The sequence below is a fragment of the Citrobacter freundii complex sp. 2025EL-00176 genome (assembly GCF_053309355.1).
The window spans coordinates 14,594-39,540 of the sequence record NZ_JBRYHT010000011.1 but is presented as its reverse complement, the minus strand read 5'-3'; the positions used below and the strand labels follow the sequence as shown (position 1 = coordinate 39,540).

The 24,947-nt window shown below is 52.2% G+C and carries 26 protein-coding genes; 19 read left to right on the top strand and 7 right to left on the bottom strand.

Going from position 1 to position 24,947, the window contains the following annotated elements; translation table 11 throughout:
- Entirely contained in the window at positions 1-1,515 is a 1,515-nt protein-coding gene (locus tag ACVXHP_RS18755) for a tripartite tricarboxylate transporter permease (RefSeq protein ID WP_042313169.1), read from the top strand.
- 35 nt (positions 1,516-1,550) lie between these two features.
- Here ACVXHP_RS18755 and ACVXHP_RS18750 read toward each other — a convergent pair whose 3' ends face one another.
- Positions 1,551-2,441 (bottom strand): LysR substrate-binding domain-containing protein, encoded by an 891-nt coding sequence (locus ACVXHP_RS18750; RefSeq protein ID WP_447572003.1) that lies wholly within the window; start codon positions 2,439-2,441, stop codon positions 1,551-1,553.
- A gap of 98 nt (positions 2,442-2,539) precedes the next feature.
- Here ACVXHP_RS18750 and ACVXHP_RS18745 point away from each other — a divergent pair, with 98 nt between their 5' ends.
- Positions 2,540-3,142 carry a short chain dehydrogenase gene (locus ACVXHP_RS18745; protein WP_369529234.1) on the top strand — a complete coding sequence of 201 codons (603 nt, stop codon included), beginning with the start codon at positions 2,540-2,542 and terminating at the stop codon, positions 3,140-3,142.
- Positions 3,143-3,198: 56 nt separating this feature from the next.
- Here the strand turns inward: ACVXHP_RS18745 and ACVXHP_RS18740 are convergent, their stop codons facing one another.
- Positions 3,199-5,373, bottom strand: a complete 2,175-nt coding sequence (locus tag ACVXHP_RS18740; RefSeq protein WP_447572002.1) for an extracellular solute-binding protein — start codon at positions 5,371-5,373, stop codon at positions 3,199-3,201.
- A gap of 336 nt (positions 5,374-5,709) precedes the next feature.
- Between ACVXHP_RS18740 and ACVXHP_RS18735 the strand changes: the two genes are divergently transcribed.
- From ACVXHP_RS18735 to csiR, 9 genes are all read left to right on the top strand, one after another.
- Complete coding sequence (locus ACVXHP_RS18735; RefSeq protein WP_447572001.1) at positions 5,710-6,534, top strand: MBL fold metallo-hydrolase; 825 nt, start codon at positions 5,710-5,712, stop codon at positions 6,532-6,534.
- Between the two features lie 11 nt (positions 6,535-6,545).
- Entirely contained in the window at positions 6,546-7,781 is a 1,236-nt protein-coding gene (locus ACVXHP_RS18730; protein ID WP_043017297.1) for an MFS transporter, read from the top strand.
- Positions 7,782-7,812: 31 nt separating this feature from the next.
- Positions 7,813-8,526 (top strand): MgtC/SapB family protein, encoded by a 714-nt coding sequence (locus tag ACVXHP_RS18725; protein WP_447572000.1) that lies wholly within the window; start codon positions 7,813-7,815, stop codon positions 8,524-8,526.
- A gap of 240 nt (positions 8,527-8,766) precedes the next feature.
- The gene (glaH, locus tag ACVXHP_RS18720) at positions 8,767-9,744 is read left to right on the top strand and encodes a glutarate dioxygenase GlaH (protein ID WP_304701336.1); all 978 of its coding nucleotides are present in this window, start codon (positions 8,767-8,769) and stop codon (positions 9,742-9,744) included.
- Positions 9,745-9,763: 19 nt separating this feature from the next.
- On the top strand, positions 9,764-11,032 hold the full coding sequence (gene lhgO / locus ACVXHP_RS18715; RefSeq protein ID WP_316129673.1) for an L-2-hydroxyglutarate oxidase: 1,269 nt from the start codon (positions 9,764-9,766) through the stop codon (positions 11,030-11,032).
- A gap of 23 nt (positions 11,033-11,055) precedes the next feature.
- On the top strand, positions 11,056-12,504 hold the full coding sequence (gene gabD / locus ACVXHP_RS18710; RefSeq protein ID WP_304701340.1) for an NADP-dependent succinate-semialdehyde dehydrogenase: 1,449 nt from the start codon (positions 11,056-11,058) through the stop codon (positions 12,502-12,504).
- A 25-nt stretch (positions 12,505-12,529) separates the two neighbouring features.
- Entirely contained in the window at positions 12,530-13,813 is a 1,284-nt protein-coding gene (gabT, locus tag ACVXHP_RS18705) for a 4-aminobutyrate--2-oxoglutarate transaminase (RefSeq protein WP_316129672.1), read from the top strand.
- Between the two features lie 141 nt (positions 13,814-13,954).
- Entirely contained in the window at positions 13,955-15,355 is a 1,401-nt protein-coding gene (gene gabP, locus ACVXHP_RS18700) for a GABA permease (RefSeq protein WP_200009212.1), read from the top strand.
- A 45-nt stretch (positions 15,356-15,400) separates the two neighbouring features.
- Positions 15,401-16,087, top strand: a complete 687-nt coding sequence (gene csiR, locus ACVXHP_RS18695) for a DNA-binding transcriptional regulator CsiR (RefSeq protein ID WP_038632944.1) — start codon at positions 15,401-15,403, stop codon at positions 16,085-16,087.
- Between the two features lie 12 nt (positions 16,088-16,099).
- On the opposite strand, the gene lysM is transcribed toward csiR, so the two are convergent.
- Positions 16,100-16,549, bottom strand: a complete 450-nt coding sequence (gene lysM / locus ACVXHP_RS18690; RefSeq protein WP_304701347.1) for a peptidoglycan-binding protein LysM — start codon at positions 16,547-16,549, stop codon at positions 16,100-16,102.
- 98 nt (positions 16,550-16,647) lie between these two features.
- A complete protein-coding gene (locus tag ACVXHP_RS18685) occupies positions 16,648-16,806 on the bottom strand; it encodes a YqaE/Pmp3 family membrane protein (RefSeq protein WP_038632951.1) in 159 nt (52 codons plus the stop codon).
- 184 nt (positions 16,807-16,990) lie between these two features.
- Here ACVXHP_RS18685 and ACVXHP_RS18680 point away from each other — a divergent pair, with 184 nt between their 5' ends.
- The 3 genes from ACVXHP_RS18680 (at position 16,991) to ACVXHP_RS18670 (ending at position 18,087) form a co-directional block, all read left to right on the top strand.
- On the top strand, positions 16,991-17,290 hold the full coding sequence (locus tag ACVXHP_RS18680) for an ArsR/SmtB family transcription factor (RefSeq protein WP_006687216.1): 300 nt from the start codon (positions 16,991-16,993) through the stop codon (positions 17,288-17,290).
- 9 nt (positions 17,291-17,299) lie between these two features.
- Positions 17,300-17,827, top strand: a complete 528-nt coding sequence (locus ACVXHP_RS18675; protein WP_304701351.1) for a rhodanese family protein — start codon at positions 17,300-17,302, stop codon at positions 17,825-17,827.
- Between the two features lie 80 nt (positions 17,828-17,907).
- Positions 17,908-18,087: a hypothetical protein gene (locus tag ACVXHP_RS18670; RefSeq protein WP_038632960.1), complete on the top strand. Its 180-nt coding sequence runs from the start codon at positions 17,908-17,910 to the stop codon at positions 18,085-18,087.
- A gap of 36 nt (positions 18,088-18,123) precedes the next feature.
- On the opposite strand, the gene stpA is transcribed toward ACVXHP_RS18670, so the two are convergent.
- The gene (stpA, locus tag ACVXHP_RS18665; RefSeq protein WP_316129671.1) at positions 18,124-18,525 is read right to left on the bottom strand and encodes a DNA-binding protein StpA; all 402 of its coding nucleotides are present in this window, start codon (positions 18,523-18,525) and stop codon (positions 18,124-18,126) included.
- 549 nt (positions 18,526-19,074) lie between these two features.
- On the opposite strand from stpA, the gene alaE reads away from it, so the two are divergent.
- A complete protein-coding gene (gene alaE / locus ACVXHP_RS18660; protein ID WP_003037259.1) occupies positions 19,075-19,524 on the top strand; it encodes an L-alanine exporter AlaE in 450 nt (149 codons plus the stop codon).
- Between the two features lie 36 nt (positions 19,525-19,560).
- Here the strand turns inward: alaE and ACVXHP_RS18655 are convergent, their stop codons facing one another.
- Positions 19,561-19,911 carry a DUF2002 family protein gene (locus ACVXHP_RS18655; RefSeq protein WP_200009216.1) on the bottom strand — a complete coding sequence of 117 codons (351 nt, stop codon included), beginning with the start codon at positions 19,909-19,911 and terminating at the stop codon, positions 19,561-19,563.
- A 123-nt stretch (positions 19,912-20,034) separates the two neighbouring features.
- A complete protein-coding gene (gene pdxR / locus ACVXHP_RS18650) occupies positions 20,035-21,369 on the bottom strand; it encodes a MocR-like pyridoxine biosynthesis transcription factor PdxR (RefSeq protein ID WP_447571999.1) in 1,335 nt (444 codons plus the stop codon).
- A 90-nt stretch (positions 21,370-21,459) separates the two neighbouring features.
- Between pdxR and ACVXHP_RS18645 the strand changes: the two genes are divergently transcribed.
- The 4 genes from ACVXHP_RS18645 to nrdE all read left to right on the top strand — a co-directional run bounded on the left by ACVXHP_RS18645 (position 21,460) and on the right by nrdE (position 24,941).
- Positions 21,460-21,891 (top strand): carboxymuconolactone decarboxylase family protein, encoded by a 432-nt coding sequence (locus ACVXHP_RS18645; RefSeq protein ID WP_447571998.1) that lies wholly within the window; start codon positions 21,460-21,462, stop codon positions 21,889-21,891.
- 280 nt (positions 21,892-22,171) lie between these two features.
- Positions 22,172-22,417, top strand: a complete 246-nt coding sequence (gene nrdH / locus ACVXHP_RS18640; RefSeq protein ID WP_447571997.1) for a glutaredoxin-like protein NrdH — start codon at positions 22,172-22,174, stop codon at positions 22,415-22,417.
- Entirely contained in the window at positions 22,414-22,824 is a 411-nt protein-coding gene (nrdI, locus tag ACVXHP_RS18635; protein WP_447571996.1) for a class Ib ribonucleoside-diphosphate reductase assembly flavoprotein NrdI, read from the top strand. Before nrdH ends, nrdI begins: the two co-directional genes overlap by 4 nt.
- A complete protein-coding gene (nrdE, locus tag ACVXHP_RS18630) occupies positions 22,797-24,941 on the top strand; it encodes a class 1b ribonucleoside-diphosphate reductase subunit alpha (protein WP_447571995.1) in 2,145 nt (714 codons plus the stop codon). Before nrdI ends, nrdE begins: the two co-directional genes overlap by 28 nt.
- Positions 24,942-24,947: the final 6 nt, after the last annotated feature.

The window sequence follows — 24,947 nt, the reverse complement described above, 5'->3', positions numbered from 1 at the left end:
ATGGATACCTGGATTTATCTTTCTCAGGGTTTCGCGGTGGCGATGACGCCGGAAAACCTGGTTATCGCCTTGATTGGCTGCTTTGTCGGCACCATCGTCGGGCTGCTGCCCGGCCTCGGGCCGATTAACGGCGTAGCGATCCTGCTGCCGCTGGCTTTCGCGTTGCACCTGCCGGCTGAATCTGCGCTGATCCTGCTGGCGACGGTCTACATTGGCTGTGAATACGGCGGGCGTATCTCCTCCATCCTGCTGAACGTGCCCGGCGATGCGGCAGCGATTATGACCGCGCTGGATGGCTACCCAATGGCGCAGCAAGGGCGCGGCGGCGTCGCGCTCTCTATCTCGGCGGTCAGCTCATTCTTTGGTTCGCTTATCGCTATCGGCGGCATCATTCTGTTTGCCCCAGCGTTAGCCCAATGGTCGCTGGCCTTCGGTCCGGCGGAATACTTTGCCTTAATGGTTTTCGCCATTGCCTGCCTCGGCAGCATGATGGCGCAAAATCCGCTGAAATCATTTCTGGCAGCGCTTATCGGTCTCGGCCTTGCGACCGTCGGCGTGGACGCCAACACCGGGGTTTATCGCTTTACCTTTGACAGTGTTCATCTCTCCGACGGCGTGCAGTTTATCGTGGTAGTGATTGGGTTGTTCTCTGTCTCAGAAATACTGTTAATGCTGGAACATACCAGCAGTGGCCAGACGCTGGTGCGTAAAACGGGCCGCATGTTGTTCAATGCCAAAGAAGGCGCACAGTGCGTGGGCGCCACCCTGCGTTCATCGGTGATTGGCTTTTTCGTCGGCGTCTTGCCTGGCGCGGGCGCAACCATTGCCAGCGCTATCACTTACATGACCGAGAAAAAGCTCAGCGGCAACAGCGACAGCTTCGGCAAGGGTGATATTCGCGGTGTGGCGGCACCTGAGGCCGCGAACAATGCCTCGGCCTGTGGCTCTTTTATTCCTATGCTAACGCTCGGCGTCCCTGGCTCCGGCACCACGGCGGTGATGATGGGGGCGCTGACCCTGTACAACATCACCCCCGGTCCGGCGATGTTCACCGAACAGCCGGATATCGTTTGGGGACTGATTGCGGCGCTGCTGATTGCCAACGTAATGCTGCTGGTGATGAACATCCCGCTGATCGGTCTGTTTACCCGTATGCTGACTATCCCACTGTGGTTTTTGGTGCCCGCTATCGCCGCAGTCTCAGCGGTAGGCGTGTACGCCGTTCACAGCACGACCTTTGATCTGGTGTTGATGGTCGCCCTTGGCGTACTGGGCTACATTCTGCGTAAAATGCACTTCCCGATGTCACCACTGATTTTAGGCTTTGTTCTGGGCGAAATGCTGGAGCAAAACCTGCGTCGGGCGCTGTCTATCAGTAACGGCAGCATGGATATTCTGTGGGCCAGCGGCGTAGCAAAAGTGCTGCTGGTGATGGCGGTACTGGTTATCGTGATCCCACCAGTACTGCGCCTGATCCGTAAGCGTAACAGCAAACCGCAGGTGGATATCGGCTAGTGATATGCCGGATGGCGCAACACCATCCGGCATTTTCATCTTGATTCCTGAACTGCACTAAGAACGTGCTCGACAAACCGCGTCAGCTTTGGCAACGCGCGCAAATCTTGCCGCCACAGCAGATGAATGGGTCGCGGCTGCGGCGTAAACGCCTCCAGCACCCGCACCAGCCTGCCAGTAGCTAACTCTTCCGCCAACAGCACCTCCGGTTGTAGCAGCAGCCCCGCCCCCGCCAATGCCGCCATACGCAGGCCATGACCGTCGTTACAGCGCAGGATCGCATCGCGTTTCCATCTGACTTCGCCCCCCGCGCCCGGTAGCATCCATTCGTTGCGGGCCGTCCACACGGTGTGGGACAGGCACAAATGATCCACCAGATCCGCGGGCGTAAAGGGGGTGCCATGACGAGCGAGATAATCCGGTGAAGCGCAAATCGCCATACGGTACGGACACAGATATTTCGCCACCACATCAGTCTGATGGATATCGCCAATGCGGATCGCCAGGTCAACCCCTTCATTCACCAGATCGACCATTCGATTGGTCAGATCCAGTTCAATTCGCACTTCCGGCCAGGCCTGTAAAAACGAGGCGGCCAACGGCGAGATCACGCAGGCGCCAAAGGATGTCGGCGCGCTGATGCGCAGCGTCCCCGCAGGCGCCAGCCGCAGACGCTCCACTGAACGTTCGGCTATCGTCACCTGTTCCAGCACACGCCGGGCTTCTTCAAAATAGACACGTCCGGCATCGGTCAGACTCTGGCGGCGTGTGTTGCGCTCCAGCAGGCGCGTACCGAGTTGCGCTTCAAGGTGAGAGATATATTTCCCGACCATGACCGCTGACATCCCCAGACGCGTTGCCGCGGTAGTAAAGCTCCCGCTCTCCACCACCGCGATAAACGTTTCCATGCCGCGCAGCTTATCCATATTGCAAACCTCTGGTTAGTAATCATCTAACTTTTAGCCAGTTTATCCGATTTCATTTTCATTAAAGAATAGCGGCTCACACTATTGCGGAGGTGGTTATGAAAATCGTTATTGTTGGTGCCAGCGGTACGGTGGGTCGTGCAGTTACAGAAACATTAAGCCGTAAACATGAAGTGATCCGTGTGGGTCGCAGCCAGGGTGATTACCAAGTCGATATCACCTCCCAGGAGAGTGTCGGGGCATTGTTTGAAAAAGTCGGTCGGGTAGATGCGATTGTTTCCGCCACCGGCAATTTGTTCTTTGGACCGTTATCCACCATGACCGATCGGGATTTTAATCAGGGTTTACAGGATAAGCTGTTAGGGCAGATACGGCTGGCCTTAACCGGGCAGCATTACCTCAATGATGGTGGCTCGATTACGCTGATTAGCGGCATTATCGCTCACGAACCCATCGCCCAAGGCACAAATGCGGCAACAATCAATGCCGGTCTGGAAGGGTTTGTTCGTGCAGCCGCCTGTGAATTGGGTCGTGGACTGCGCATCAACCTGATCAGCCCAACCGTGCTCAGCGAATCCGCCGCAGCCTACGACGATTTCTTCCCGGGTTTTGCAAGTGTGCCCGCAGTCACCGTTGCCAACGCCTATCTCCGCAGCGTGGAAGGCATCCAAACGGGTCGCATTTATCAAGTCGGTTACTGATAAAAGCATTACCTCGCCTCTTACGTCATCAGTAAGAGGCAAGCCGCTGCCTATTTTCAGGCACCCGTTTCGTTTTTTATTCGCGTATTAATATATTCCACGGCCTGAGTGACATCCATAATGCCGTTAATTGCATTCGTCACGCCTTGCCCGATAATAATCTCTGCCTGGCGCAGGTTGAAAGGTTCACCTTTACTTCCCTCAGACTCCCTTATTCCCGTCATGCCTTTTTCATTCAATAAATTAAACCACGGGTAGAGATTGAGAACGTTTTGATCGTGACATATTCCAGACCAGGCGCTATTTCCTCCCAGCAAAACCAGATGGCGCGCAATTTCATCGGAATAAAGCCAATGAAAGAACTGCTCAACCTGTTTTTTCTTTTTACTGTAGCGGGACATTCCAATGGAACCGCCCCCCAATTGTGGAAGTTGCCCCGGAACGGGAGCATAGCCAATAGTGGGCGCTATAGCCGTATGCGCCACATCGTTAAATAAATTGAGATACATGATCAGCATGGCAAGATTTCCACGCTCAAACTGTTTTACCGCATCACTCCACCACTCACCGGGCAGATTCACGGCGATAGAAAGCTGTTGTAGATATTGTTCGAGTGCAGTTGCGGCAAGTGAAGGCTCGAGTTGTACCGGCTCGCCTTCGCGCACCAAACGCCCACCGAGCGCGTAGTAACGAAGCAGATATTCGGTAGCAATAAGCCCCGAGCTTCCCAGCGTCACCGCGGTTCCCATCGGGCGCTGTCTGTTTTCTGGCTGATGTAATTGACTAAAGAAAGCCGCGATCTCATCAAATTGCGCAAAGCTCTTTGGCAACGTTAACTCTTTTCCCGTTGCTTCATAAAACATCCGTTTAATCGTCGCGTCTTCAAACAGATCTCGTCGATAAAATAAAAGCTGCATACTGGCATCAAAGGGTATTGCCCATGCGGTCCCATTCACCACGCTGAAGTGCTGTTGAATTTGCGCAGAGAAATTGTCCAACAGCAACGGAAGCTTAGAAGAGACGGATTCCAGCGGCAAAAGTGCTTTCTCAGCAAACCAGGGAAAACACGCCATATCGATTCGCAGTAAATCGTAATAAGGATGTAGATGAAGGTGGGAGAGGATTTCAAAAACTTCATCATAGGGATAAACCGCAAGATTAACCTTAATACCCGTCTGGCGATAAAAGTGGGGTAACAGTTTCTTCAACGCATCAGTCGAAGGACTCGGTAAAATTAACATATTCAGCGTCGCCTCTGTTTCAGGCGACGACACGTACTGTCCATTCAAGGAAAAACCGCAATTTGTCAGAATACGATGCTTTTCTTTACTTTTGGGCAAGCGAATACTGGAGGCAATAGTTGTCCCCAAGCGACCATAATCCATCTGGTAGCTTGTGATCCCGTCGAAGGATGCAGGGAGATTATCACTCAGTTGCAATATCGGCGGGCAGGACCGAGAGCTACCAAACCAGGCTGCTTGCGTCAGTGCTCGCGTTTTCTCAGAGTCCTGGGCAATAAACAGATCGGGAATTGCCCCGCGAAAAAAGTCAAAAGCGACAGTGTTAGCTTCACTGGCATGTGCAGGTAAAATCGTTAGCTTCGTATGCGGACTTAATTCCCGGCAGGTTTCCTGTATAGCCTGAGTAAAGCTCGCGCTATGGGAAAATTCCAGACGTTCGCAGAAAACGCCAATATGGCCCGGCTGCTGCGCCAGCGCCCTCCTCGCTATTTCTTCGCCTGCAGTCACATAGTCAAGGCTAAAATAACTAACTGCGCCGACAGGCTGGCGATATGCAAACAGAACATTTTCTGGGGAAAGCCTTAGCAAGTCGTAATAGGGCTGGCTGTCATTCAGGCAACTGACCGAGACAACTGCCTGATAAGACTTTGCCGCCAGCGTTTGCAGAATTTCCAGCTCAAGATTGGGCAGATCGTTGGTCAGGTAAAGGTCAATCGGTTCGCTTAATGAAGGCTGCCAAACCTGATGTAATCCCCGATAGAGTTGAAAGTACTGTTCGGCATTGATGTCGGGCAGAATCAATGCCACCCCCTGACTTTTGCTGGCCCTCAACGATTGCGCCTGAGCATTCAACTGATAGCCAACTTCTCGGGCTGCACGTTGAACCGCTTCAATCTTCTCGACGCTTACATTCCCTCTGCCATTGAGCACATTCGAGACAGTCCCATGCGACACACCGGCAATTCTTGCTATGTCTTTGATAGTTGGCATTTTTACATCCTTCCCCTGATGCTTTGATGCTAGCACGGCGCTCATCAGGAAACTATCTTCAGCACTTAAATTTGAACGTTACAATATTAAAAAGTGCATTTTATAAACATCTCACAATAAAAGCCTGGCGCTATCGATAGGTACACCTCATAGCACTTTACAATTAACACAATGAAATATATGCATTAATTTTATAATATTTGAAGAGGATCACTTCTGAAGCAAAAGATCGTTGTTCATATAAAACGCCGGAATCATAATTGACACGTTCCAATTACGTTTCATTACATTAACGTCTAAAAAAACAACAATCACATTTGTCATTAAGAGGGAAACATGAAGATTCATTTTCTGGGAACCGCTGCATCTGAAGGGATCCCCAATCCTTTTTGCCGTTGCGAGCACTGCCAGCAAGCCCGCATTCGTAAAGGCAAAGACTTACGCACACACTCTTCAGCGATTATCGACGATGAACTGCTAATTGATGTTGCGCCTGAATTCAGCCAACAACTGCTGCGAGATGGCCTGGACGCAACAGAGATCAGATCGCTATTGTTCACACATACTCATCCTGATCATTTCAACGTCGGCGATCTTTTTAGCCGGATGGAAGGGTATGGATTTGAAATTACTCATCCGTTGCACATTTTTGGTAATGACCGTGCAATTAACGGTGCCGCGGAAGTGTTACCGGGCTACAGCGCTGAAAGATTTGCTTTTCATTGCCTGGCTCCCTTCGTGACCGTTGAAACTCGTGGATACCGTATCACTCCGCTGCTGGCTAACCATGCCAAGTGGGAGCTTTGCTATACCTGGTTTATCGAAAAAGAAGGCCAGTCAATTTTCTACGGACATGATTCAGGCTGGTTTCCTGAGCTCACATGGCAGTGGCTGAAAGGGAAAAAAATCGATCTGACTGTCCTGGAGTGCACCTACGGTTTTAATGGTGATAACCGTACGAATAACCACATGAGCCTGGAGACCGTCTTCGCCGCCAGAGACAGGCTTGCGGAATTCGGTTGCCTTGAAAAAAATAGCCAACTTATCGTCTCGCATATTTCACACAGCGGAGGTCTGCTGCACGACGATCTCGTTGCGGCATGCGACAAAGAGAACATTCTTGTCGCCTGGGACGGGCTTAACCTGAGCATCAACCAATAAGGATATGCAATATGGACCTTAATAAAACGCCACGCCTGTTGATTATGATGTTCATACAATATTTCATGCAGGGTGCCTGGAATATGACCATGGGGCTGGTATTGAGCACCTATGGTATGGCGACAATTATTGGCTCATCCTATGCTTTGCTTGGCCTGGCGACTATTCTTTCCCCGCTATTTATTGGCATGGTCGCCGACCGCTTCTTTTCGTCACAAAAAGTCATGGCGATCCTGCATTTAATTAATGCTGGTGTACTGTTGTTTGTTCCGCAATTTATTGAGGCACAAAACACAGGTATGACGTTAACTATGATTTTCCTGGTTGGTCTGCTGTTTTATCCAACAACTGCGCTGGCGAACAGTATCAGTTTCAGCCACATTAACGGGGTAAAATACTTCCCATTTATTCGTGTATTCGGCACATTTGGCTTTATGGTCATCGGCTTTATCATTGGTGAAATGGGTTATTCTGGAAATACCATCACCTGGTATATTGCCTCGGCCTCCGGTGTTGTTCTCGGCCTGTACTGCTTTACGTTGCCAAATACTCCACCGAAAGCAAAAGGAAGCGTGTTTACGCTTCGCGATCTGTTATGTCTGGATGCTCTGGCGCTCTTCAAAGACCGCAGTTTCTCGGTTTTGATGCTCAGTATTTTTGTCCTGATGATCCCCAAAACGGCTTATTCCGCCTATATCCCGGTCTTTTTAAAAGCGCTTGGATTCGATAACGCCGCCTCAATGATGCAGGTTGGCATCGCCTGTGAAGTCATTTTCATGTTCCTGCTGTCGTTCTTTTTACTGAAAGCTGGCTTCAAAATCACGCTGATGTTAGGCGCCGTCTGCTGGATCATCCGTACACTATTATTTGCTAATGCCTCGCTGGATGCCAACATGATGTTTGTGCTGATCGGCCTGATGTTACAAGGATTCTGCTGGGACTTTTTCTTTACCGTGGGCGACATTTATGTTGACCGTAAAGCAGCGCCAGAGATTAAAGCACAAGCCCAAAGCTTGCGATTTATCGTCTCCAACGGCGTTGGTCTGCTATTTGCCTCCACCGTATGCGGGCAAATCTTTAACAACACCGTGACGGAACAAGGTCCAGAGGCGTTGCCACAATGGGAAACATTCTGGCTAGTTTCAGCAGGCGTTGCCGCAGTGGTCAGCGTATTCTTCCTGATTTTCTTCCGGGACGATATTTCGAAACGCAAAACGGACCTCACATTGAAAAAAGCAAACTCCTGATCGTTAAAGACTCTCTCATTAAGGTAATTGCATGAATAATCTGGCCGCCATCATCAATGAGCAAGGATTGTTGCCTTTAACTACGATCATCAAAATCAGTATTGCATTTATTCTGGGTGGCATTATTGGCCTGGAAAGAGAATCGAAAGGGAAACCGGTCGGCTTCAAAACCTGCGTTATTTTATCCGTAGCCAGCTGTGTGTTAACTGTCGTATCAATACAATCTGCTGAATACTATGCTGAAATTTCGATGAATATCCGTAGCGATCCTATGCGCCTGGCGGCTCAGATTATCAGCGGCGTTGGTTTTCTCGGTGCGGGAGTCATTCTGCACCGACACGACGATGCTATCTCTGGTCTCACTACAGCGGCAATTGTCTGGGCATCTGCAGGGGTGGGAATCACCTGCGGAGCTGGCTTTTATTTTCATGCTGTTTTTGCCACGGCTTTATTTTTATTAGCGATCAAACTAAGCCCATTCATTATTTTCTTACAGACCAGAAACCAGTTTCCGGGAAAAGTAAAAGTGCGGGTTATTCTTGATGAACGAGATGCTCTGGAAAGTCTGATAACTCGCATTCATCAACAGAAAAACATTATCGAAAACATCACAATTAGGGATATCAAGAAGGGCAAAATTGAGGTTAATCTCAAAATCGTAATTCGTCAAAAGATGACCTTGCCCGACTTATACCACGATCTGACCCATGTGGAACACGTCTGCGCCATCGCCCTGGAACATTAATACCCTTTATCTTCCTCTTTAAAATCAGGGGTTTTCGCCCCTGAAATAGCTACTCAGTATCCATCCAGCCTCTAAATCCTCACCTTCTGCAATGTTAAGTAATTGTTGCTTTCGATCACAAATAAGAAACAAACAAGCTCATTCTGTGCGCGTTTTTTAAAAATGTAGATATTTTTAATTTATGGCTACGAAACGAGCTGCGCCATATCTCCCTGACAATCTACTGAGAGGATCGATTTGATGAACGCACTGACTGCCGTACAACCGAACGCTGAAGATCCAGCCCAGCACTACAGCGGTTTCACACTGAAACCATCAGTCCAGTCTCCACGCCTGCTGGAGCTGACTTTTTCTGCCGAAACTACTGAGCAATTTCTGCAGGCCGTCGCGCAGTGGCCGGTGCAGGCCCTGGAATACAAATCTTTCTTGCGTTTCAAAGTGGGCAAGATCCTCGATGATTTGTGCGGCAACCAGTTACAGCCCCTGCTGCTGAAAACGCTGCTCGATCGTGCCGAAGGCGCGCTGCTGATCAACGCCGTCGGCGTGGATGATGTGGCGCAGGCTGAAGAAATGGTCAAACTGGCAACGGCGGTCGCACATCTGATCGGACGCTCCAATTTTGATGCGATGAGCGGTCAATACTATGCCCGTTTTGTGGTGAAAAACGTTGATAACTCAGACAGCTACCTGCGCCAGCCGCACCGTGTGATGGAGTTACATAACGACGGAACATACCTCGAAGAAATCACCGATTACGTGCTGATGATGAAGATTGACGAGCAGAACATGACCGGCGGTAACTCGCTGCTGCTGCATCTCGACGACTGGGAACATCTGGATCAGTACTTCACCCATCCGCTGGCGCGTCGCGCGATGCGCTTTGCCGCCCCGCCAAGCAAAAACGTCAGCCAGGATGTATTCCATCCGGTGTTTGACGTTGACCAACAGGGCCGCCCGGTAATGCGCTACATCGACCAGTTCGTCCAACCGAAAGACTATGAAGAAGGCGTCTGGTTGAGCGACTTGTCCGATGCGCTGGAAACCAGCAAGAACATTATTTCTGTTCCGGTTCCCGTGGGTAAATTCCTGCTGATTAACAACCTGTTCTGGCTGCACGGTCGCGATCGCTTCACCTCACACCCTGATCTGCGCCGCGAACTGATGCGCCAGCGTGGTTATTTCGCTTACGCGACCAACCACTACCAGACCCATCAGTAAGCGCGAAGGAAAAAAGCGGATGTATGATTTTGTGATTATTGGCGGCGGCATTATCGGCATGTCGACCGCCATGCAACTGATTGATGTCTATCCGGACGCCAGAATCGCGCTGCTGGAAAAAGAGTCCGGCCCGGCCTGTCACCAGACGGGCCATAACAGCGGCGTGATTCATGCCGGGGTTTATTACACGCCCGGCAGCCTGAAGGCGCAGTTTTGCCTGGCCGGAAATCGCGCCACCAAAGCCTTTTGCGACCAAAACGGCATCCGCTACGACGTCTGCGGGAAAATGCTGGTTGCCACATCCGCTCTGGAAATGGAACGCATGCGCGCGCTTTGGGATCGCACCGCCGCTAACGGCCTGGAGCGCGAATGGCTGAATGCGCAGGAGCTACGGGAGCGTGAACCCAACATCACCGGGCTGGGCGGCATTTTCGTCCCGTCGAGCGGGATCGTCAGCTACCGCGAAGTCACCGCCGCGATGGCAAAGATTTTCCAGGCCAAAGGCGGTGAGATTATTTACAACGCCGAGGTTAGCGCGCTGAAAGAGCATGCCGCGGGCGTGATCGTTCATACCCGTCAGGGTCAGGAGTATGAAGGGTCAACGCTGATAAGCTGTTCCGGTCTGATGGCGGACCGACTGGTGAAAATGCTCGGCGTTGATCCCGGCTTTATCATCTGTCCGTTCCGTGGCGAATACTTCCGTCTGGCGTCAGAACATAACCAGATAGTCAATCATCTGATCTACCCAATCCCCGATCCAGCGATGCCGTTTCTCGGTGTACATCTCACCCGCATGATTGATGGCAGCGTCACGGTAGGTCCCAACGCGGTACTGGCATTTAAACGCGAAGGTTACCGTAAACGCGATTTCTCACTCAGCGATACGCTGGAGATCTTCGGCTCTTCCGGCATCCGCCGCGTGCTGCAAAACAACCTGCGCTCCGGGCTTGGCGAAATGAAAAATTCGCTGTGCAAAAGCGGCTATCTACGGCTGGTGCAAAAGTACTGTCCGAGTCTGACACAGAAAGATCTGCAACCGTGGCCTGCAGGCGTGCGGGCGCAGGCGGTGTCACCAGACGGCAAGCTGATCGACGATTTCTTGTTTGTCACTACGCCACGCTCCATTCATACCTGCAACGCCCCTTCTCCGGCGGCAACGTCGGCGCTCCCTATCGGCGCGCATATTGTCGGCAAAGTTCATGCGCTGCTGGAGAGCCAGAGTAATCCAGGACGCACGCTGCGTGCGGCACGCAGCGTGGAGACATTACACGCCGCATTCACCCGTTAACATGATTAAGACAGGAAGCAATTATGCAACTGAACGATCCAACCTTATTTCGCCAACAGGCGTTGATTGACGGCAACTGGCGTGACGCCAACAACGGCGAGACCATCGCAGTAACGAATCCCGCCAACGGTGAGCAGTTGGGTAGCGTACCGAAAATGGGGGCGGATGAAACCCGTGAAGCCATTAACGCCGCGAATCGTGCTCTACCCGCCTGGCGTGCGCTGACCGCCAAAGAGCGGGCCAATATCCTGCGTCGCTGGTTCAACCTGATGATTGAACATCAGGACGATCTTGCTCGTCTGATGACCCTGGAACAGGGTAAGCCGCTGGCGGAAGCCAAAGGCGAAATCACCTATGCCGCCTCATTTATTGAGTGGTTTGCCGAAGAGGGTAAACGTATTTATGGCGACACTATCCCCGGCCATCAGGCAGATAAGCGTCTGCTCGTCATCAAGCAGCCAATCGGCGTTACCGCCGCGATTACGCCCTGGAACTTCCCGGCGGCGATGATCACCCGCAAAGCCGGTCCGGCACTGGCGGCGGGTTGCACCATGGTGCTTAAACCGGCCAGCCAAACCCCCTATTCCGCACTGGCGCTGGCAGAGCTGGCCAATCGCGCCGGGATCCCGGCTGGCGTATTCAGCGTGGTGACCGGTTCAGCAAGCGCGGTCGGTAACGAACTGACCGGCAACCCGCTGGTGCGCAAACTGTCATTTACCGGCTCCACCGAAATTGGCCGTCAGCTGATGGAACAGTGTGCCAAAGACATCAAGAAGGTGTCGCTGGAGCTGGGCGGCAATGCGCCGTTTATTGTCTTTGACGATGCCGATCTCGACAAAGCGGTGGAAGGCGCGCTGGCGTCGAAGTTCCGTAACGCCGGGCAAACCTGCGTCTGCGCCAACCGTCTGTACGTGCAGGACGGAGTATATGACCAGTTTGCTGAAAAACTCGAGCAGGCGGTAAGCAAGCTGCGCCTCGGTGATGGTCTGCAGCCTGACGTCACCACCGGGCCGCTGATCGACGAGAAAGCGGTCGCCAAAGTGCAGGAGCACATCGCCGATGCCCTGGATAAAGGCGCACGCATTATCGCTGGCGGTAAACCTCATGCGCTGGGCGGGAACTTCTTCCAGCCCACCATTCTGGTCGATGTGCCTGACAACGCGAAGGTCGCCAAAGAAGAGACATTCGGCCCGCTGGCGCCGCTGTTTCGCTTTAAAGACGAAGCTGACGTCATCGCACAGGCCAATGATACCGAGTTTGGCCTGGCAGCCTATTTCTACGCCCGTGATTTAAGCCGCGTCTTCCGCGTTGGCGAAGCGCTGGAGTACGGCATCGTCGGGATTAACACCGGCATCATCTCCAACGAAGTCGCCCCATTTGGGGGAATCAAAGCCTCCGGTCTTGGCCGTGAAGGATCGAAATACGGCATCGAAGACTACTTAGAAATCAAATATATGTGCATCGGCCTTTAATAAAATAAATACTGGAGAACACCTGATGAGCACCAACAAAGAACTTATGCAACGTCGCAGCAACGCCGTTCCCCGTGGCGTAGGACAGATCCACCCTATTTTTGCCGAGCGGGCAGAAAACTGCCGGGTCTGGGACGTTGAAGGCCGCGAATTCCTCGATTTTGCTGGCGGTATTGCGGTGCTGAATACCGGCCACCTGCACCCGCAGATTGTCTCTGCGGTAGAAGCGCAGTTGAAAAAACTGTCGCATACCTGCTTCCAGGTGCTGGCCTATGAGCCATACCTGGAGCTGTGCGAAATTATGAACAAGAAAGTGCCGGGCGATTTCGCCAAAAAAACTTTGCTGGTGACCACCGGTTCTGAAGCCGTGGAAAACGCGGTGAAAATTGCCCGCGCCGCCACCAAACGTACAGGTACGATCGCCTTCAGCGGCGCTTATCATGGCCGTACTCACTACACCCTGTCGCTGACCGGGAAAGTAAACCCGTACTCCGCCGGAATGGGACTGATGCCGGGCCATGTTTATCGCGCACTTTTTCCTTGCCCACTGCACGGCATCAGTGAAGATGATGCTATCGCCAGTATTCACCGCATCTTCAAAAATGATGCCGCGCCGGAAGACGTTGCCGCCATCGTAATTGAACCCGTCCAGGGTGAAGGCGGTTTCTACGCGGCCTCCCCTGCCTTTATGCAGCGTCTGCGCGCCATTTGTGACGAACACGGGATCATGCTGATTGCCGATGAAGTACAGAGCGGCGCGGGCCGCACCGGTACGCTGTTCGCCATGGAGCAGATGGGCGTTGCGCCCGATCTTACCACCTTCGCCAAATCTATCGCTGGCGGTTTCCCGCTGGCAGGGGTGACCGGTCGCGCCGAAGTCATGGACGCTATCCCGCCGGGTGGCCTGGGCGGTACCTATGCCGGTAACCCGATTGCCTGTGCCGCCGCGCTGGCGGTGCTGAACATTTTCGAGCAGGAAAATCTGCTGCAAAAGGCCAACGAACTGGGGCAAACCTTACGCGAAGGCCTGCTGGCCATCGCCGAAACGCATCGCGAGATTGGCGACGTGCGTGGGCTGGGAGCGATGATCGCGATCGAACTGTTTGAAGACGGCGACCACACGAAGCCAGATGCCAAACTGACCGCGGAAGTGGTGGCCCGTGCGCGTGATAAAGGGCTGATCCTGCTCTCTTGTGGACCTTACTACAACGTGCTGCGCATCCTTGTGCCACTGACTATTGAAGATGCGCAAATCCGCCAGGGGCTGGACATTATCGCCCAGTGTTTTGCCGAGGCGAAGCAGAGCTAACCCGACAAAAAACGCAATCTGTAGGCCGGATAAGGCGGAGCCGCCATCCGGCACATAGGGTCAATAACAATAATACGCGTGCCCCGGCGCGGGAATGCCGGGGTGCTCTCCCAAGTGAAATACTTTCGAGAGGTTTAAAAGATGGGGCAAGTGTCACAATCACATGATTTAGGGGGCGGGCTGAAATCACGCCACGTCACCATGCTGTCTATTGCCGGGGTTATCGGCGCGAGTTTATTCGTAGGTTCAAGCGTGGCGATTGCAGAAGCCGGTCCCGCAGTATTATTAGCTTATCTGTTTGCCGGACTTTTGGTGGTGATGATTATGCGCATGCTGGCCGAAATGGCCGTCGCCACCCCGGATACCGGTTCCTTCTCCACCTACGCCGATAAGGCCATCGGCCCGTGGGCTGGTTATACCATCGGCTGGTTGTACTGGTGGTTCTGGGTGTTGGTTATCCCACTGGAGGCCAATATTGCCGCCATCATTCTGCATTCCTGGGTCCCTGGCATTCCTGTCTGGTTATTTTCTCTGGTTATCACGCTGGCATTAACCGGCAGTAATTTGCTGAGCGTCAAAAATTACGGTGAATTCGAATTCTGGCTGGCGCTATGCAAAGTGATTGCCATTTTGGCGTTCATTATCCTCGGCGCGGTGGCGATTAGCGGTTTCTATCCTTATGCTGAAGTTAGCGGAGTTTCACGCCTGTGGGATCAGGGCGGCTTTATGCCAAACGGTTTTGGCGCCGTACTCAGCGCGATGCTGATCACCATGTTTTCCTTTATGGGCGCAGAGATTGTCACCATCGCCGCCGCCGAGTCCGACACCCCGGATAAACACATCGTCCGCGCCACCAACTCGGTTATCTGGCGTATCTCGATCTTCTATCTGTGCTCTATTTTCGTGGTGGTGGCGCTGATCCCATGGAACATGCCGGGGCTGAAAGAAGTGGGTTCTTACCGCTCGGTACTGGAGTTACTGCATATCCCACACGCGAAGCTGATCATGGACTGCGTAATTTTGTTGTCGGTGACCAGTTGCCTGAACTCCGCGCTGTATACCTCATCCCGTATGCTCTACTCCCTGAGCCGTCGTGGCGATGCTCCCGCCTTTATGGGGAAAACAAACCGCAGTAAAACGCCTTATGTGGCGGTGTTGCTGTCTACGGGGGCGGCGTTCCTCACCGTGGTGGTCAACTATTACGCCCCGGCCAAAGTGTTTAAATTCCTGATCGACAGCTCTGGCGCGATCGCCCTGTTGGTTTATCTGGTGATTGCGATTTCCCAACTGCGGATGCGCAAAATTCTGCTGGCGCGAGGCGGTGAAATTAAACTGAAAATGTGGCTTTATCCGTGGCTTACCTGGCTGGTCATCGCCTTTATTATCTTTGTGCTGGTGGTCATGCTCTTTCGCCCGGCGCAACAGCTGGAGGTTATCTCTACCGGATTGTTAGCCATAGGAATTATTTGCACGGTGCCCATTATGGCACGCTGGAAAAAACTGCTATCGTGGCAAAAAGCGCCCTTGCAAAATACGCATTAAATCTGTTCCCGGCGCATGCCGGGACATTTATTCAGGAGTAAGACCATGACCGCCATTCCCCAACCGACGGCCATTGATGGATACCGCTGGCTAAAGAACGACATCATCCGCGGTATTTATCAGCCTGATGAGAAACTGCGTATGAGCCTGCTGACCTCACGCTATGAGCTCGGCGTTGGGCCACTGCGCGAGGCGCTTTCGCAACTGGTGGCGGAGCGACTGGTCACGGTGGTCAATCAGAAAGGATATCGTGTCGCCCCGATGTCCGAGCAAGAATTGCTCGATATTTTCGATGCCCGCGCCAATATGGAGGCCATGCTGGTCGCGCTGGCCATCGAACGCGGCGATGACGCCTGGGAAGCGGAGATTTTGGCTCGGGCGCATATGCTCAGTAAGCTTGAAGCCGTAGACGCCAGTGAACAGATGCTTGATGAATGGGATCAGCGCCATCAGGCGTTTCACTCGGCGATTGTCGCCGGCTGCGGTTCCCAATATTTGCTGCAAATGCGCGAACGATTGTTTGATTTAGCGGCACGTTACCGGTTTATCTGGCTACGTAAAACGGTGCTGTCAGTTGAGATGCTGGAAGATAAACACGATCAGCATCAAACGCTGACCGAAGCGATTCTGGCACGCGATGCCGTGCGCGCCAGCGAATTAATGCGCCAGCACCTGCTGACGCCGATTCCAATTATTCAACAGGCGATGTCCGGCAAGCTGCTGACGGAATAAGCCCGCAAATCATTATTCTTCCGGAATACGTAACACCTGCCCGGGATAAATTTTATCCGGGCTTTTCAGCATCGGTTTATTCGCTTCGAAGATTTTATTGTACAGGTTAGCGTTACCGTAAACCTGTTTGGCAATAGCGCTCAGGGTATCGCCTGATTTCACGGTATAAAACTGGCTTTCGCTCGCGGGCGCAGAGGTTTTGACCTGATCGTCCACGCTGGCGATACCGGAAATATTACCAATCGCAATCAGGATTTTCTCTTTCGCTTCCTGGCTTAATCCATCGCCAGAAACGGTGGCCTTGCCTTCGTTAATTTGGACGTTCACCTTATCTGCATCGGGGATGCCGGTTTTATTCAGGTGATCCTGCACCTTCTTCGCCAGATCGGCCGTGTCATGATTTCCGGTGACCGCATCCCAAAGTTTTTCACCTGCATCTTTCACAAAATTGAAGAGTCCCATATCCACCTCGGTTATTAACAAGCAACACCAGGAAGTGTAGCAGAGGAGAGAGGCCGGCAAAGAAAACGGCGCAAATGCGCCGTTTATGAAAGGAAATCTTAATTACGCGTCTGTACCCAGAAGGCGTGGATCAAACCAGGAATGTAGCCCAGCAGCGTCAGAACGATATTAAGGATAAACGCCCAGCCGAATCCCTTTCCCAGCAGTACACCAAGCGGGGGCAGAATAATAGTAAAAACGATTCTCCAGAAACCCATACAAACTCCCTACAAGCAAAAAGTTAATCATTGTTTAAAAAGAGATTTTATCTCTAAGATTAATCAGTGTAGCTAACTCCGTCCGTCTCGCCCTGCTGTTTTACCCTCTTTTACGCTCTTTACGCTGGCGTACGTTGGTTTTTTATTTTAGAATTTACTTAATTTAGATTATGCTTAAATACATATGACAGAACTTGAACAACTCCAGGCCAGCGCTGAACAGGCTGCCGCTCTGCTCAAAGCGATGAGTAACCCGAAGCGGTTGCTGATTTTGTGCATGCTCTGCGGTTCGCCCGGCACCAGCGCGGGCGAGTTAGCACGCGCTACCGGACTGAGTCCTTCCGCCACCTCCCAGCATCTGGCGCGTATGCGCGAAGAAGGTCTGATAGACAGCCAGCGCGATGCCCAGCGCATCCTTTATTCCATTAAAAATGCGGCCGTGAATTCGCTGATCGCCACATTAAAAACACTGTATTGCCCATAAGGAGCCATCATGACCATTGGGACGATTTCCCCGCGCGAGGCGCAGACGCTGGTCGCACAAGGCGCAAAACTGATTGATATCCGCGATGCCGACGAGTATCTGCACGAGCATATTCCTGAGGCGCATCTGGCACCGTTACCCACGCTTGAGCAAGGGTCGTTGCCTGCGAATTTACGCGCCGAGCAGGTCATTTTTCACTGCCAGTCAGGCAAACGTACACAAAATGCAGCGAACAAGCTCAGCGCCATTGCCGCGCCCGCACAAGTCTGGTTGCTTGAAGGTGGAATTGATGGCTGGAAAGCCGCAGGTTTGCCGGTGGCAAAAGACAGTTCACAACCACTGCCGCTGATGCGTCAGGTGCAGATAGCCGCAGGTAGTCTGGCCTTACTCGGCGTCATTCTCGGTTACACCGTCAGCAGCGCCTTCTTCCTGCTGAGCGGTTTTGTGGGAGCCGGGTTGATACTCGCTGGCGTGACCGGCTTTTGCGGCATGGCGCGATTGCTGGATAAAATGCCCTGGAATCGTCGTACTCATTAAGCGGTAATAGCTGAAACAGCGCTGTACCCGTCGAGTGACGTGATCTATGGTGAGTTGTGCGATAAATAAAGGAGCGCAATATGTTTAAACCTGGCGATCTGGTTCAGCCGCGCATGGGTGGACCTAAACTGAAAGTTGTCGAAGTCAATGAAGATCAAATTGTGGCGGTACAAGCCAGTAATGAAAGCGGTGAAAAATTCACACTGAAAGCAGCTGACGTGACGCGATATACCGAAGACGGTGATTTCGGCGTCTGCTGAAACCAGGCGGTGAGGACACCCTCACCGCATTTATAATTAGATTAAAAAGTCATCAAGAGATTTACCGGCAGCCAGCGCCTGGGCAATTGGCTTTGGTGTACGACCTTGGCCGGTCCATGTTTTTGTTTCACCGTTGAAATCGGTAAAACGATATTTCGCCGGACGTGGTTGACGTTTTTTGACTGCCCGCGACGTTGCAGGCGTCATACTCAGTAGTTCTTCCGGATTGATCCCGTCAGCCTGCATCAGCGCCAGCAAATTATTAATTTTTTCCTGCTGTTCTGCACGTTGGCGCTGAATCTGTTCTTCTTCATCGCGGCGTTCTTTGGTCACTACTCTGAATTTTTCGAGCATATCTTCCAGCACATCAACGGAAAATTCACGCGCCATTGCACGCAGCGAGCGGATATTATTTAAGTTTTTTAACATTGAACTCATATTAACAAAACCTCTTTAACGTAAAAATGGTATTACGCCAAATATTGTATGCAACTGATTATTATTTTTCCAGTCTAATTTTTCTCCAGGCTATTAAACAAATAGCCGATTCCGTTATTTAAATGGCTATTCTGAAACCTGACATCAAATATTTTATATTCCCAGTATAGCCAATGTAAATATACTCTCATGAGGTCTCAGCGCATCGTCTGATAAACACATCACTTTACTGCCCGGGGCCGGCACGCGCACATTCTGAACATCAGTCAACTTTCAGAAAAGGAGCGCAAAAAATTCAGAAAAACAAGTCACCATAACCTATTGATATAAAATACTTTTAATTAACAAGACAACGAAAATACCAAAACGAACAAAAATCAAACCAATACAGAGCATTTTATCGACAAAAAGGCAATAAATAAAAATTTTAAGCTAGTTGCTAGTTATTATCCAGGCAGATATCCTATTGAAATGCGAAAGCAGCAAGACAAATCACTAGCAACAAAGGCATTCAAAACCTTTTTTCCCCTTTTTACAAGGAGCATTAACATGTTCTCTCCGCAGTCACGCTTGCGTCATGCTGTAGCAGACACGTTCGCGATGGTTGTTTATTGTTCTGTCGTGAACATGTTGATCGAGATATTCCTTTCTGGAATGAGCTTTGAACAATCGCTGTACTCCAGACTGGTGGCCATTCCTGTCAATATACTGATCGCGTGGCCATACGGCATGTACCGTGATTTATTTATGCGCGCGGCGCGTAAAGCCACGCAGGCAGGATGGGCAAAAAACCTGGCTGACGTGCTGGCTTATGTCACCTTCCAGTCGCCGGTTTACGTGATTATTCTGTTGACGGTTGGCGCGGACTGGCACCAGATTACGGCTGCGGTAAGTTCAAACATCGTGGTATCGATGCTGATGGGCGCAGTATACGGCTACTTCCTTGATTATTGCCGCCGCCTGTTTAAGGTCAGCAGCTACCACCAGGCTAAAGCCTGACACGCCTCCTCGCGACTGGCCCTGCCAGTCGCGTTATTAGTTAGCATTAACGTCGCCAAATAACCCACTCAGATAACGCTCAAGTGCAATACGCGAACTGAAGCCGTGCGGAATTCCATAATGCTCATGGGTCTCTCCGGCTAAATACAGCGGGAATTGCTGGTAGTGATCGCAAGTTTTAATGTCCGTCGCAGGTTCTGCCAGCGAAGAGCTGCGCTCTTTAAGCGTGGGATGAATGACTAATGCGGTACGCCCCATACGTGCTTCCCGGTTAACGTACACATAATTTTCACCACGTCGATAGCCATACGTTTTCTGCGTCACTACATCAACGGTAAAGCCCACTTTTTCAAGTACGCGCGCCACCTCATCAGGTCGTAAATACATATTATTTTCCTCGTTATCTTTTACTGCGGGCTTACCTTACCTGATTCAGCATTAGCAACGCTTTCAGAAAAGTCCATAAACGAGTGAAGACGGTGGGACGAATATCTTAAGAACCGGGCAAATTTATGTCAGCGCCTGCCGCAATTGATATGCCGCCTGCTGCGCCATTTCCGCTGAGCTAATATTGGTAAATGACAATAATATTCCCCCTTGTCCGTTCGGCGTTATACGCCACTGGCTCAAGGCCTGTACGGCCAGGCCTGCCCGATTCGCTTTACGCACTAACGCAACATCGTCTCCGTCTACACTCATCACCAGTTGGATCCCCCCCTCTTGCGGGAGCACGCTAAAACCGTGTTCGGTCAGGGCATTTTCCATCCACTGACGTCGCTGGGCATAATGTTGCCGCATGCGTTTTAAGTGCCGCCAGAAGTGCCCATCGCGCATAAAGTCCGCCAGCGTTTGTTGCCATAAAACCGGAACGCTACAGGCCGCTACCGCCACCTGCTGGCGAAAATGCTCGACCTGAGTCATAGGCACCACCAGCCATGCCGTGCGCAGGGCAGGAAACATTGATTTGCTGAACGTTCCGGCATAAATCACCCGCTGCGGCGCATCCAGACTTTTTAACGGCGGCAACGGTTTACCGTGGTAGCGAAATTCACTGTCATAGTCATCTTCAATAATCCATGCCTGGGTGCGGGCCGCCCACTCCAGCAACTGATGACGACGCTCCAATGAAAGGGCCACACCCAGCGGGCTTTGATGTGCGGGTGTCAGCAAAACAAAGCGCGCCTGCGGGTAATCGCGGATCCCAGCGCAAACATCCAGACCATTGGCATCAACAGGAACCGGCAGCAGCGCAATTCGTTCCTGAGCCACCACCGGTCGGATCAACGGAAACCCAGGATCTTCGACCCACATCCCTTCACCAGGTTGAGACAGCGCGCGCAGGATTAACGTCATCGATGCCGCATAGCCAGAGGTGATAAAAACCTGCTCCGGCTGGCACTCAATGCTGCGCGAAACGCGCAGGTAATCAACAATCGCCTGACGCAGCCCCCTTTCGCCGCAAACATCTCCCACCGCCAGATCAAAACGCGTTTGGGTGCGTAAACGTCGGCCCATCACCCGCGCCCAAACTTCACGCGGGAAGAGATCGAGTGCGGGTAGCCCCATCTGAAAAGGTTGTGGTCTGGGATTTTCTCCTGCGAAGATTGCGGGAGCTGCAGGCGCGGTCTCTGGTCGCAATTGCTCACTGACAAAAGTTCCCGCCTGCCCGCGTCGAGCCAGCCAGCCCTGCGCCACCAGCTCGGCATAGGCATGTTCCACCGTCGAACGCGAAACCCCCAGTTCCTGGGACCACGTCCGGCTGGAGGGCAATCTTGCGCCAGGTTTTAGTTCACCTGTCTCAATGGCATTTTTTAACTGGCGGGCGATTTGTTGATAGCGCGGCATGTATGGTCTGCTTTTTTTGCAACAATATGGCTCTCTGTAGCAGTCCATTATAGTGCTACATTGCGGGTTATCCAAACGAGGAGAAATACCATGACAATGTTACGCCAGCCCTATTATGAACTCAGTCCTGAAATCTATAACGCTCTGGTTCAGGCCAGCAAAGCGCTGGAAAATTGCGCGCTGGAACCTATGCTGACGGAACTGGTTTACCTGCGGGTCTCGCAAATCAACGGCTGCGCATTTTGCCTGGAAATGCACAGTAAGGCGCTGCGCAAAGCAGGCGTTGCGCAGGCCAAACTTGACGCGCTGGCAGGTTGGCGAGTGAGCCACCATTTCAGCGAGCAGGAACGTGCGGCGCTGGCGTGGGCCGAATCCGTCACTCATATCGCCAGCACCCACGCGGAAGATAATGTTTATCTGCCGTTGCTTGACCATTTTAGCGCGAAAGAGATCAGCGATCTGACGTTTGCCATCAGCCTGATGAATTGCTTCAACCGTCTGGCGGTTGGGATGCGCATGTAATTCTGCACGGCCGGATGGCGGTATAAATACCTTATCCGGCCTGGGATGTGTTCTCATGTAGGCCGGATAAGGCCCGACGCGTCGCCATCCGGCAACCCGTCATGCTACATATCCCTTCCTCCGTCACGCTCATCACCCTGCCCTTCATCAATCTAAAATTCCCATATCTTGTATGGTTGAATCTTTTTAAAACTACATCTAGTATCACTCCTATTAAGACACCTACAATCCGACGCTATCAATCGCGTCGTACCTTTATCTATAAATGGAAATACGAATCATGAGTATTATTATTTACACTCGTAATAACTGTGTTCAGTGCCACGCCACTAAGCGGGCAATGGAAAGTCGTGGGTTTGACTTTGAGATGGTAAATATTGATTTGCAGCCCGATATGGCTGACAGCCTGCGCGATCAGGGCTTTCGTCAGTTACCGGTCGTCATCGCCGGGGAAACCCGTTGGTCCGGTTTTCGCCCGGACATGATCAACCGTCTGCGCCCACAACCCCCTATGGCCAGCGTATGAGTCAGCTCGTCTACTTCTCCAGCAGCTCCGAAAATACGCATCGCTTTATCCAGCGTCTGGGGCTGCCTGCCATCCGCATTCCGCTTAACGAACGCGAGCGGATCCGGGTAGACGAACCTTACATCTTAATCGTGCCGTCCTACGGTGGCGGCGGAACGGCTGGCGCGGTCCCGAGACAGGTGATCCGCTTTTTAAACGATACGCACAACCGGGCGTTAATCCGTGGGGTGATTGCTTCCGGCAATCGCAATTTCGGTGAAGCCTATGGTCGCGCGGGTGAGGTCATCTCACAAAAATGCGGCGTGCCGTGGCTCTATCGCTTTGAGCTGATGGGCACCCAAAGCGATATCGACAACGTTCGACAAGGAGTGAGTGAATTTTGGCAACGACAACCGCAGAACGCATAACCCAGCCAACGCTGGATTATCACGCCCTGAACGCCATGCTAAATCTGTACGATCAAGCCGGGCGTATTCAATTCGACAAAGACCACCAGGCGGTAGAGGTTTTTTTGGCCACGCATGTCCGCCCCAACTCGGTGACATTTGCCAGCCAACAGGAGCGCCTGGAAACGCTGGTTGGTGAAGGCTACTACGATGAAAGCGTATTGAACCGTTACGATCGCGCATTTGTGATAAAGCTCTTTGCCCACGCCCACGCCAGCGGATTCCGGTTCCAGACGTTCCTCGGCGCATGGAAGTTCTACACCAGCTATACGCTGAAAACGTACGATGGTAAGCATTATCTCGAAGATTTTGCGGATCGGGTAACGATGGTGGCGCTCACGCTGGCGCAAGGCGATGAAACGCTCGCCATGCAGCTTACCGATGAAATGCTCACCGGGCGCTTTCAACCCGCCACACCAACCTTCTTAAACTGCGGCAAACAGCAGCGCGGCGAACTGGTCTCCTGCTTCCTGCTACGTATAGAAGACAACATGGAGTCCATTGGCCGGGCAGTTAACTCTGCGCTGCAACTTTCCAAGCGCGGTGGCGGCGTGGCGTTTTTGCTCTCTAACCTGCGCGAGGCAGGTGCGCCGATTAAACGCATTGAGAACCAGTCCTCCGGCGTGATCCCGGTAATGAAAATGCTGGAAGATGCGTTTTCGTATGCCAATCAACTCGGCGCGCGTCAGGGCGCGGGGGCGGTGTATCTGCACGCGCACCACCCGGATATTTTACGTTTTCTCGATACCAAACGTGAAAACGCCGACGAGAAAATCCGTATCAAAACGCTCTCGCTTGGCGTGGTGATCCCGGACATCACTTTTAAACTGGCAAAAGAGAATGCCGACATGGCGCTGTTCTCGCCGTATGACATTGAACGACTCTACGGCAAAGCGTTTGGCGATATCGCCGTCAGTGAACGCTATGACGAACTGCTTGCCGATAAGCGCGTGCGCAAAAAATACATTAACGCGCGCGATTTCTTCCAGCGGCTGGCTGAGATCCAGTTTGAGTCCGGCTACCCTTACATCATGTTTGAAGATACGGTGAATCGCGCCAATCCGATTGCCGGTCGTATTAACATGAGCAACCTGTGCTCCGAAATTTTGCAGGTTAACAGCGCCTCCACCTACGATGAAAATCTCAACTACGCGCAGACCGGGCACGATATCTCCTGCAACCTCGGCTCGCTGAACATCGCCCATACCATGGATTCCCCGGATTTTGGTCGTACCGTGGAAACGGCGGTTCGCGGCTTAACCGCCGTTTCGGACATGAGTCATATTCGCAGCGTGCCCTCGATTGCCGCCGGAAACAGCGCATCGCACGCGATTGGTCTGGGTCAGATGAACCTGCACGGATATCTGGCGCGGGAAGGCATCGCCTACGGCTCACCGGAAGGGCTGGATTTCACCAATATCTACTTTTACACCATCACCTGGCATGCGCTGAATACATCGATGAAGCTCGCCCGCGAGCGTGGTAAAGCCTTTGCCGGATTCAGGCAGTCCCGCTACGCCAGCGGCGAGTATTTTAGCCAGTATCTGCAGGGCGACTGGCAGCCAAAAACCGACAAAGTTCGCGCGCTGTTTGCCGCCAGCGGCATTACGCTACCCACGCGCGCGATGTGGTTGCAACTGCGTGAAGATGTCATGCGCTACGGCATTTATAACCAGAATTTACAGGCAGTCCCGCCAACCGGCTCTATTTCCTACATCAACCATGCTACGTCAAGCATTCACCCGATCGTGTCAAAAGTGGAAATTCGCAAAGAGGGCAAAACCGGGCGCGTTTACTACCCTGCTCCATTTATGACCAATGACAATCTGGCCTTGTATCAGGATGCCTACGAGATTGGTCCGCAAAAGATCATTGATACCTATGCAGAAGCGACGCGACATGTCGATCAGGGACTGTCGCTGACGCTCTTTTTCCCCGATACCGCCACAACCCGCGATATCAACAAAGCGCAGATCTACGCCTGGCGTAAGGGCATCAAATCGCTGTACTACATCCGACTGCGTCAGCTGGCGCTGGAAGGGACCGAAATCGAAGGTTGCGTGTCATGCGCGCTGTAAGGAGGA

What these genes read in the sequence shown, in the direction of transcription:
- ACVXHP_RS18680 (WP_006687216.1), top strand. Translation starts at nt 16,991, where the DNA reads ATGACAGAACTTGAACAACTCCAGGCCAGCGCTGAACAGGCTGCCGCT.
- ACVXHP_RS18645 (WP_447571998.1), top strand. Translation starts at nt 21,460, where the DNA reads ATGACAATGTTACGCCAGCCCTATTATGAACTCAGTCCTGAAATCTAT.
- lhgO (WP_316129673.1), top strand. Translation starts at nt 9,764, where the DNA reads ATGTATGATTTTGTGATTATTGGCGGCGGCATTATCGGCATGTCGACC.
- ACVXHP_RS18725 (WP_447572000.1), top strand. Translation starts at nt 7,813, where the DNA reads ATGAATAATCTGGCCGCCATCATCAATGAGCAAGGATTGTTGCCTTTA.
- ACVXHP_RS18670 (WP_038632960.1), top strand. Translation starts at nt 17,908, where the DNA reads ATGTTTAAACCTGGCGATCTGGTTCAGCCGCGCATGGGTGGACCTAAA.
- lysM (WP_304701347.1), bottom strand. Translation starts at nt 16,549, where the DNA reads ATGGGACTCTTCAATTTTGTGAAAGATGCAGGTGAAAAACTTTGGGAT.
- ACVXHP_RS18735 (WP_447572001.1), top strand. Translation starts at nt 5,710, where the DNA reads ATGAAGATTCATTTTCTGGGAACCGCTGCATCTGAAGGGATCCCCAAT.
- ACVXHP_RS18740 (WP_447572002.1), bottom strand. Translation starts at nt 5,373, where the DNA reads ATGCCAACTATCAAAGACATAGCAAGAATTGCCGGTGTGTCGCATGGG.
- ACVXHP_RS18730 (WP_043017297.1), top strand. Translation starts at nt 6,546, where the DNA reads ATGGACCTTAATAAAACGCCACGCCTGTTGATTATGATGTTCATACAA.
- ACVXHP_RS18745 (WP_369529234.1), top strand. Translation starts at nt 2,540, where the DNA reads ATGAAAATCGTTATTGTTGGTGCCAGCGGTACGGTGGGTCGTGCAGTT.
- gabP (WP_200009212.1), top strand. Translation starts at nt 13,955, where the DNA reads ATGGGGCAAGTGTCACAATCACATGATTTAGGGGGCGGGCTGAAATCA.
- stpA (WP_316129671.1), bottom strand. Translation starts at nt 18,525, where the DNA reads ATGAGTTCAATGTTAAAAAACTTAAATAATATCCGCTCGCTGCGTGCA.
- nrdI (WP_447571996.1), top strand. Translation starts at nt 22,414, where the DNA reads ATGAGTCAGCTCGTCTACTTCTCCAGCAGCTCCGAAAATACGCATCGC.
- alaE (WP_003037259.1), top strand. Translation starts at nt 19,075, where the DNA reads ATGTTCTCTCCGCAGTCACGCTTGCGTCATGCTGTAGCAGACACGTTC.
- pdxR (WP_447571999.1), bottom strand. Translation starts at nt 21,369, where the DNA reads ATGCCGCGCTATCAACAAATCGCCCGCCAGTTAAAAAATGCCATTGAG.
- ACVXHP_RS18750 (WP_447572003.1), bottom strand. Translation starts at nt 2,441, where the DNA reads ATGGATAAGCTGCGCGGCATGGAAACGTTTATCGCGGTGGTGGAGAGC.
- ACVXHP_RS18685 (WP_038632951.1), bottom strand. Translation starts at nt 16,806, where the DNA reads ATGGGTTTCTGGAGAATCGTTTTTACTATTATTCTGCCCCCGCTTGGT.
- ACVXHP_RS18655 (WP_200009216.1), bottom strand. Translation starts at nt 19,911, where the DNA reads ATGTATTTACGACCTGATGAGGTGGCGCGCGTACTTGAAAAAGTGGGC.
- gabT (WP_316129672.1), top strand. Translation starts at nt 12,530, where the DNA reads ATGAGCACCAACAAAGAACTTATGCAACGTCGCAGCAACGCCGTTCCC.
- gabD (WP_304701340.1), top strand. Translation starts at nt 11,056, where the DNA reads ATGCAACTGAACGATCCAACCTTATTTCGCCAACAGGCGTTGATTGAC.
- glaH (WP_304701336.1), top strand. Translation starts at nt 8,767, where the DNA reads ATGAACGCACTGACTGCCGTACAACCGAACGCTGAAGATCCAGCCCAG.
- ACVXHP_RS18755 (WP_042313169.1), top strand. Translation starts at nt 1, where the DNA reads ATGGATACCTGGATTTATCTTTCTCAGGGTTTCGCGGTGGCGATGACG.
- nrdH (WP_447571997.1), top strand. Translation starts at nt 22,172, where the DNA reads ATGAGTATTATTATTTACACTCGTAATAACTGTGTTCAGTGCCACGCC.
- ACVXHP_RS18675 (WP_304701351.1), top strand. Translation starts at nt 17,300, where the DNA reads ATGACCATTGGGACGATTTCCCCGCGCGAGGCGCAGACGCTGGTCGCA.
- csiR (WP_038632944.1), top strand. Translation starts at nt 15,401, where the DNA reads ATGACCGCCATTCCCCAACCGACGGCCATTGATGGATACCGCTGGCTA.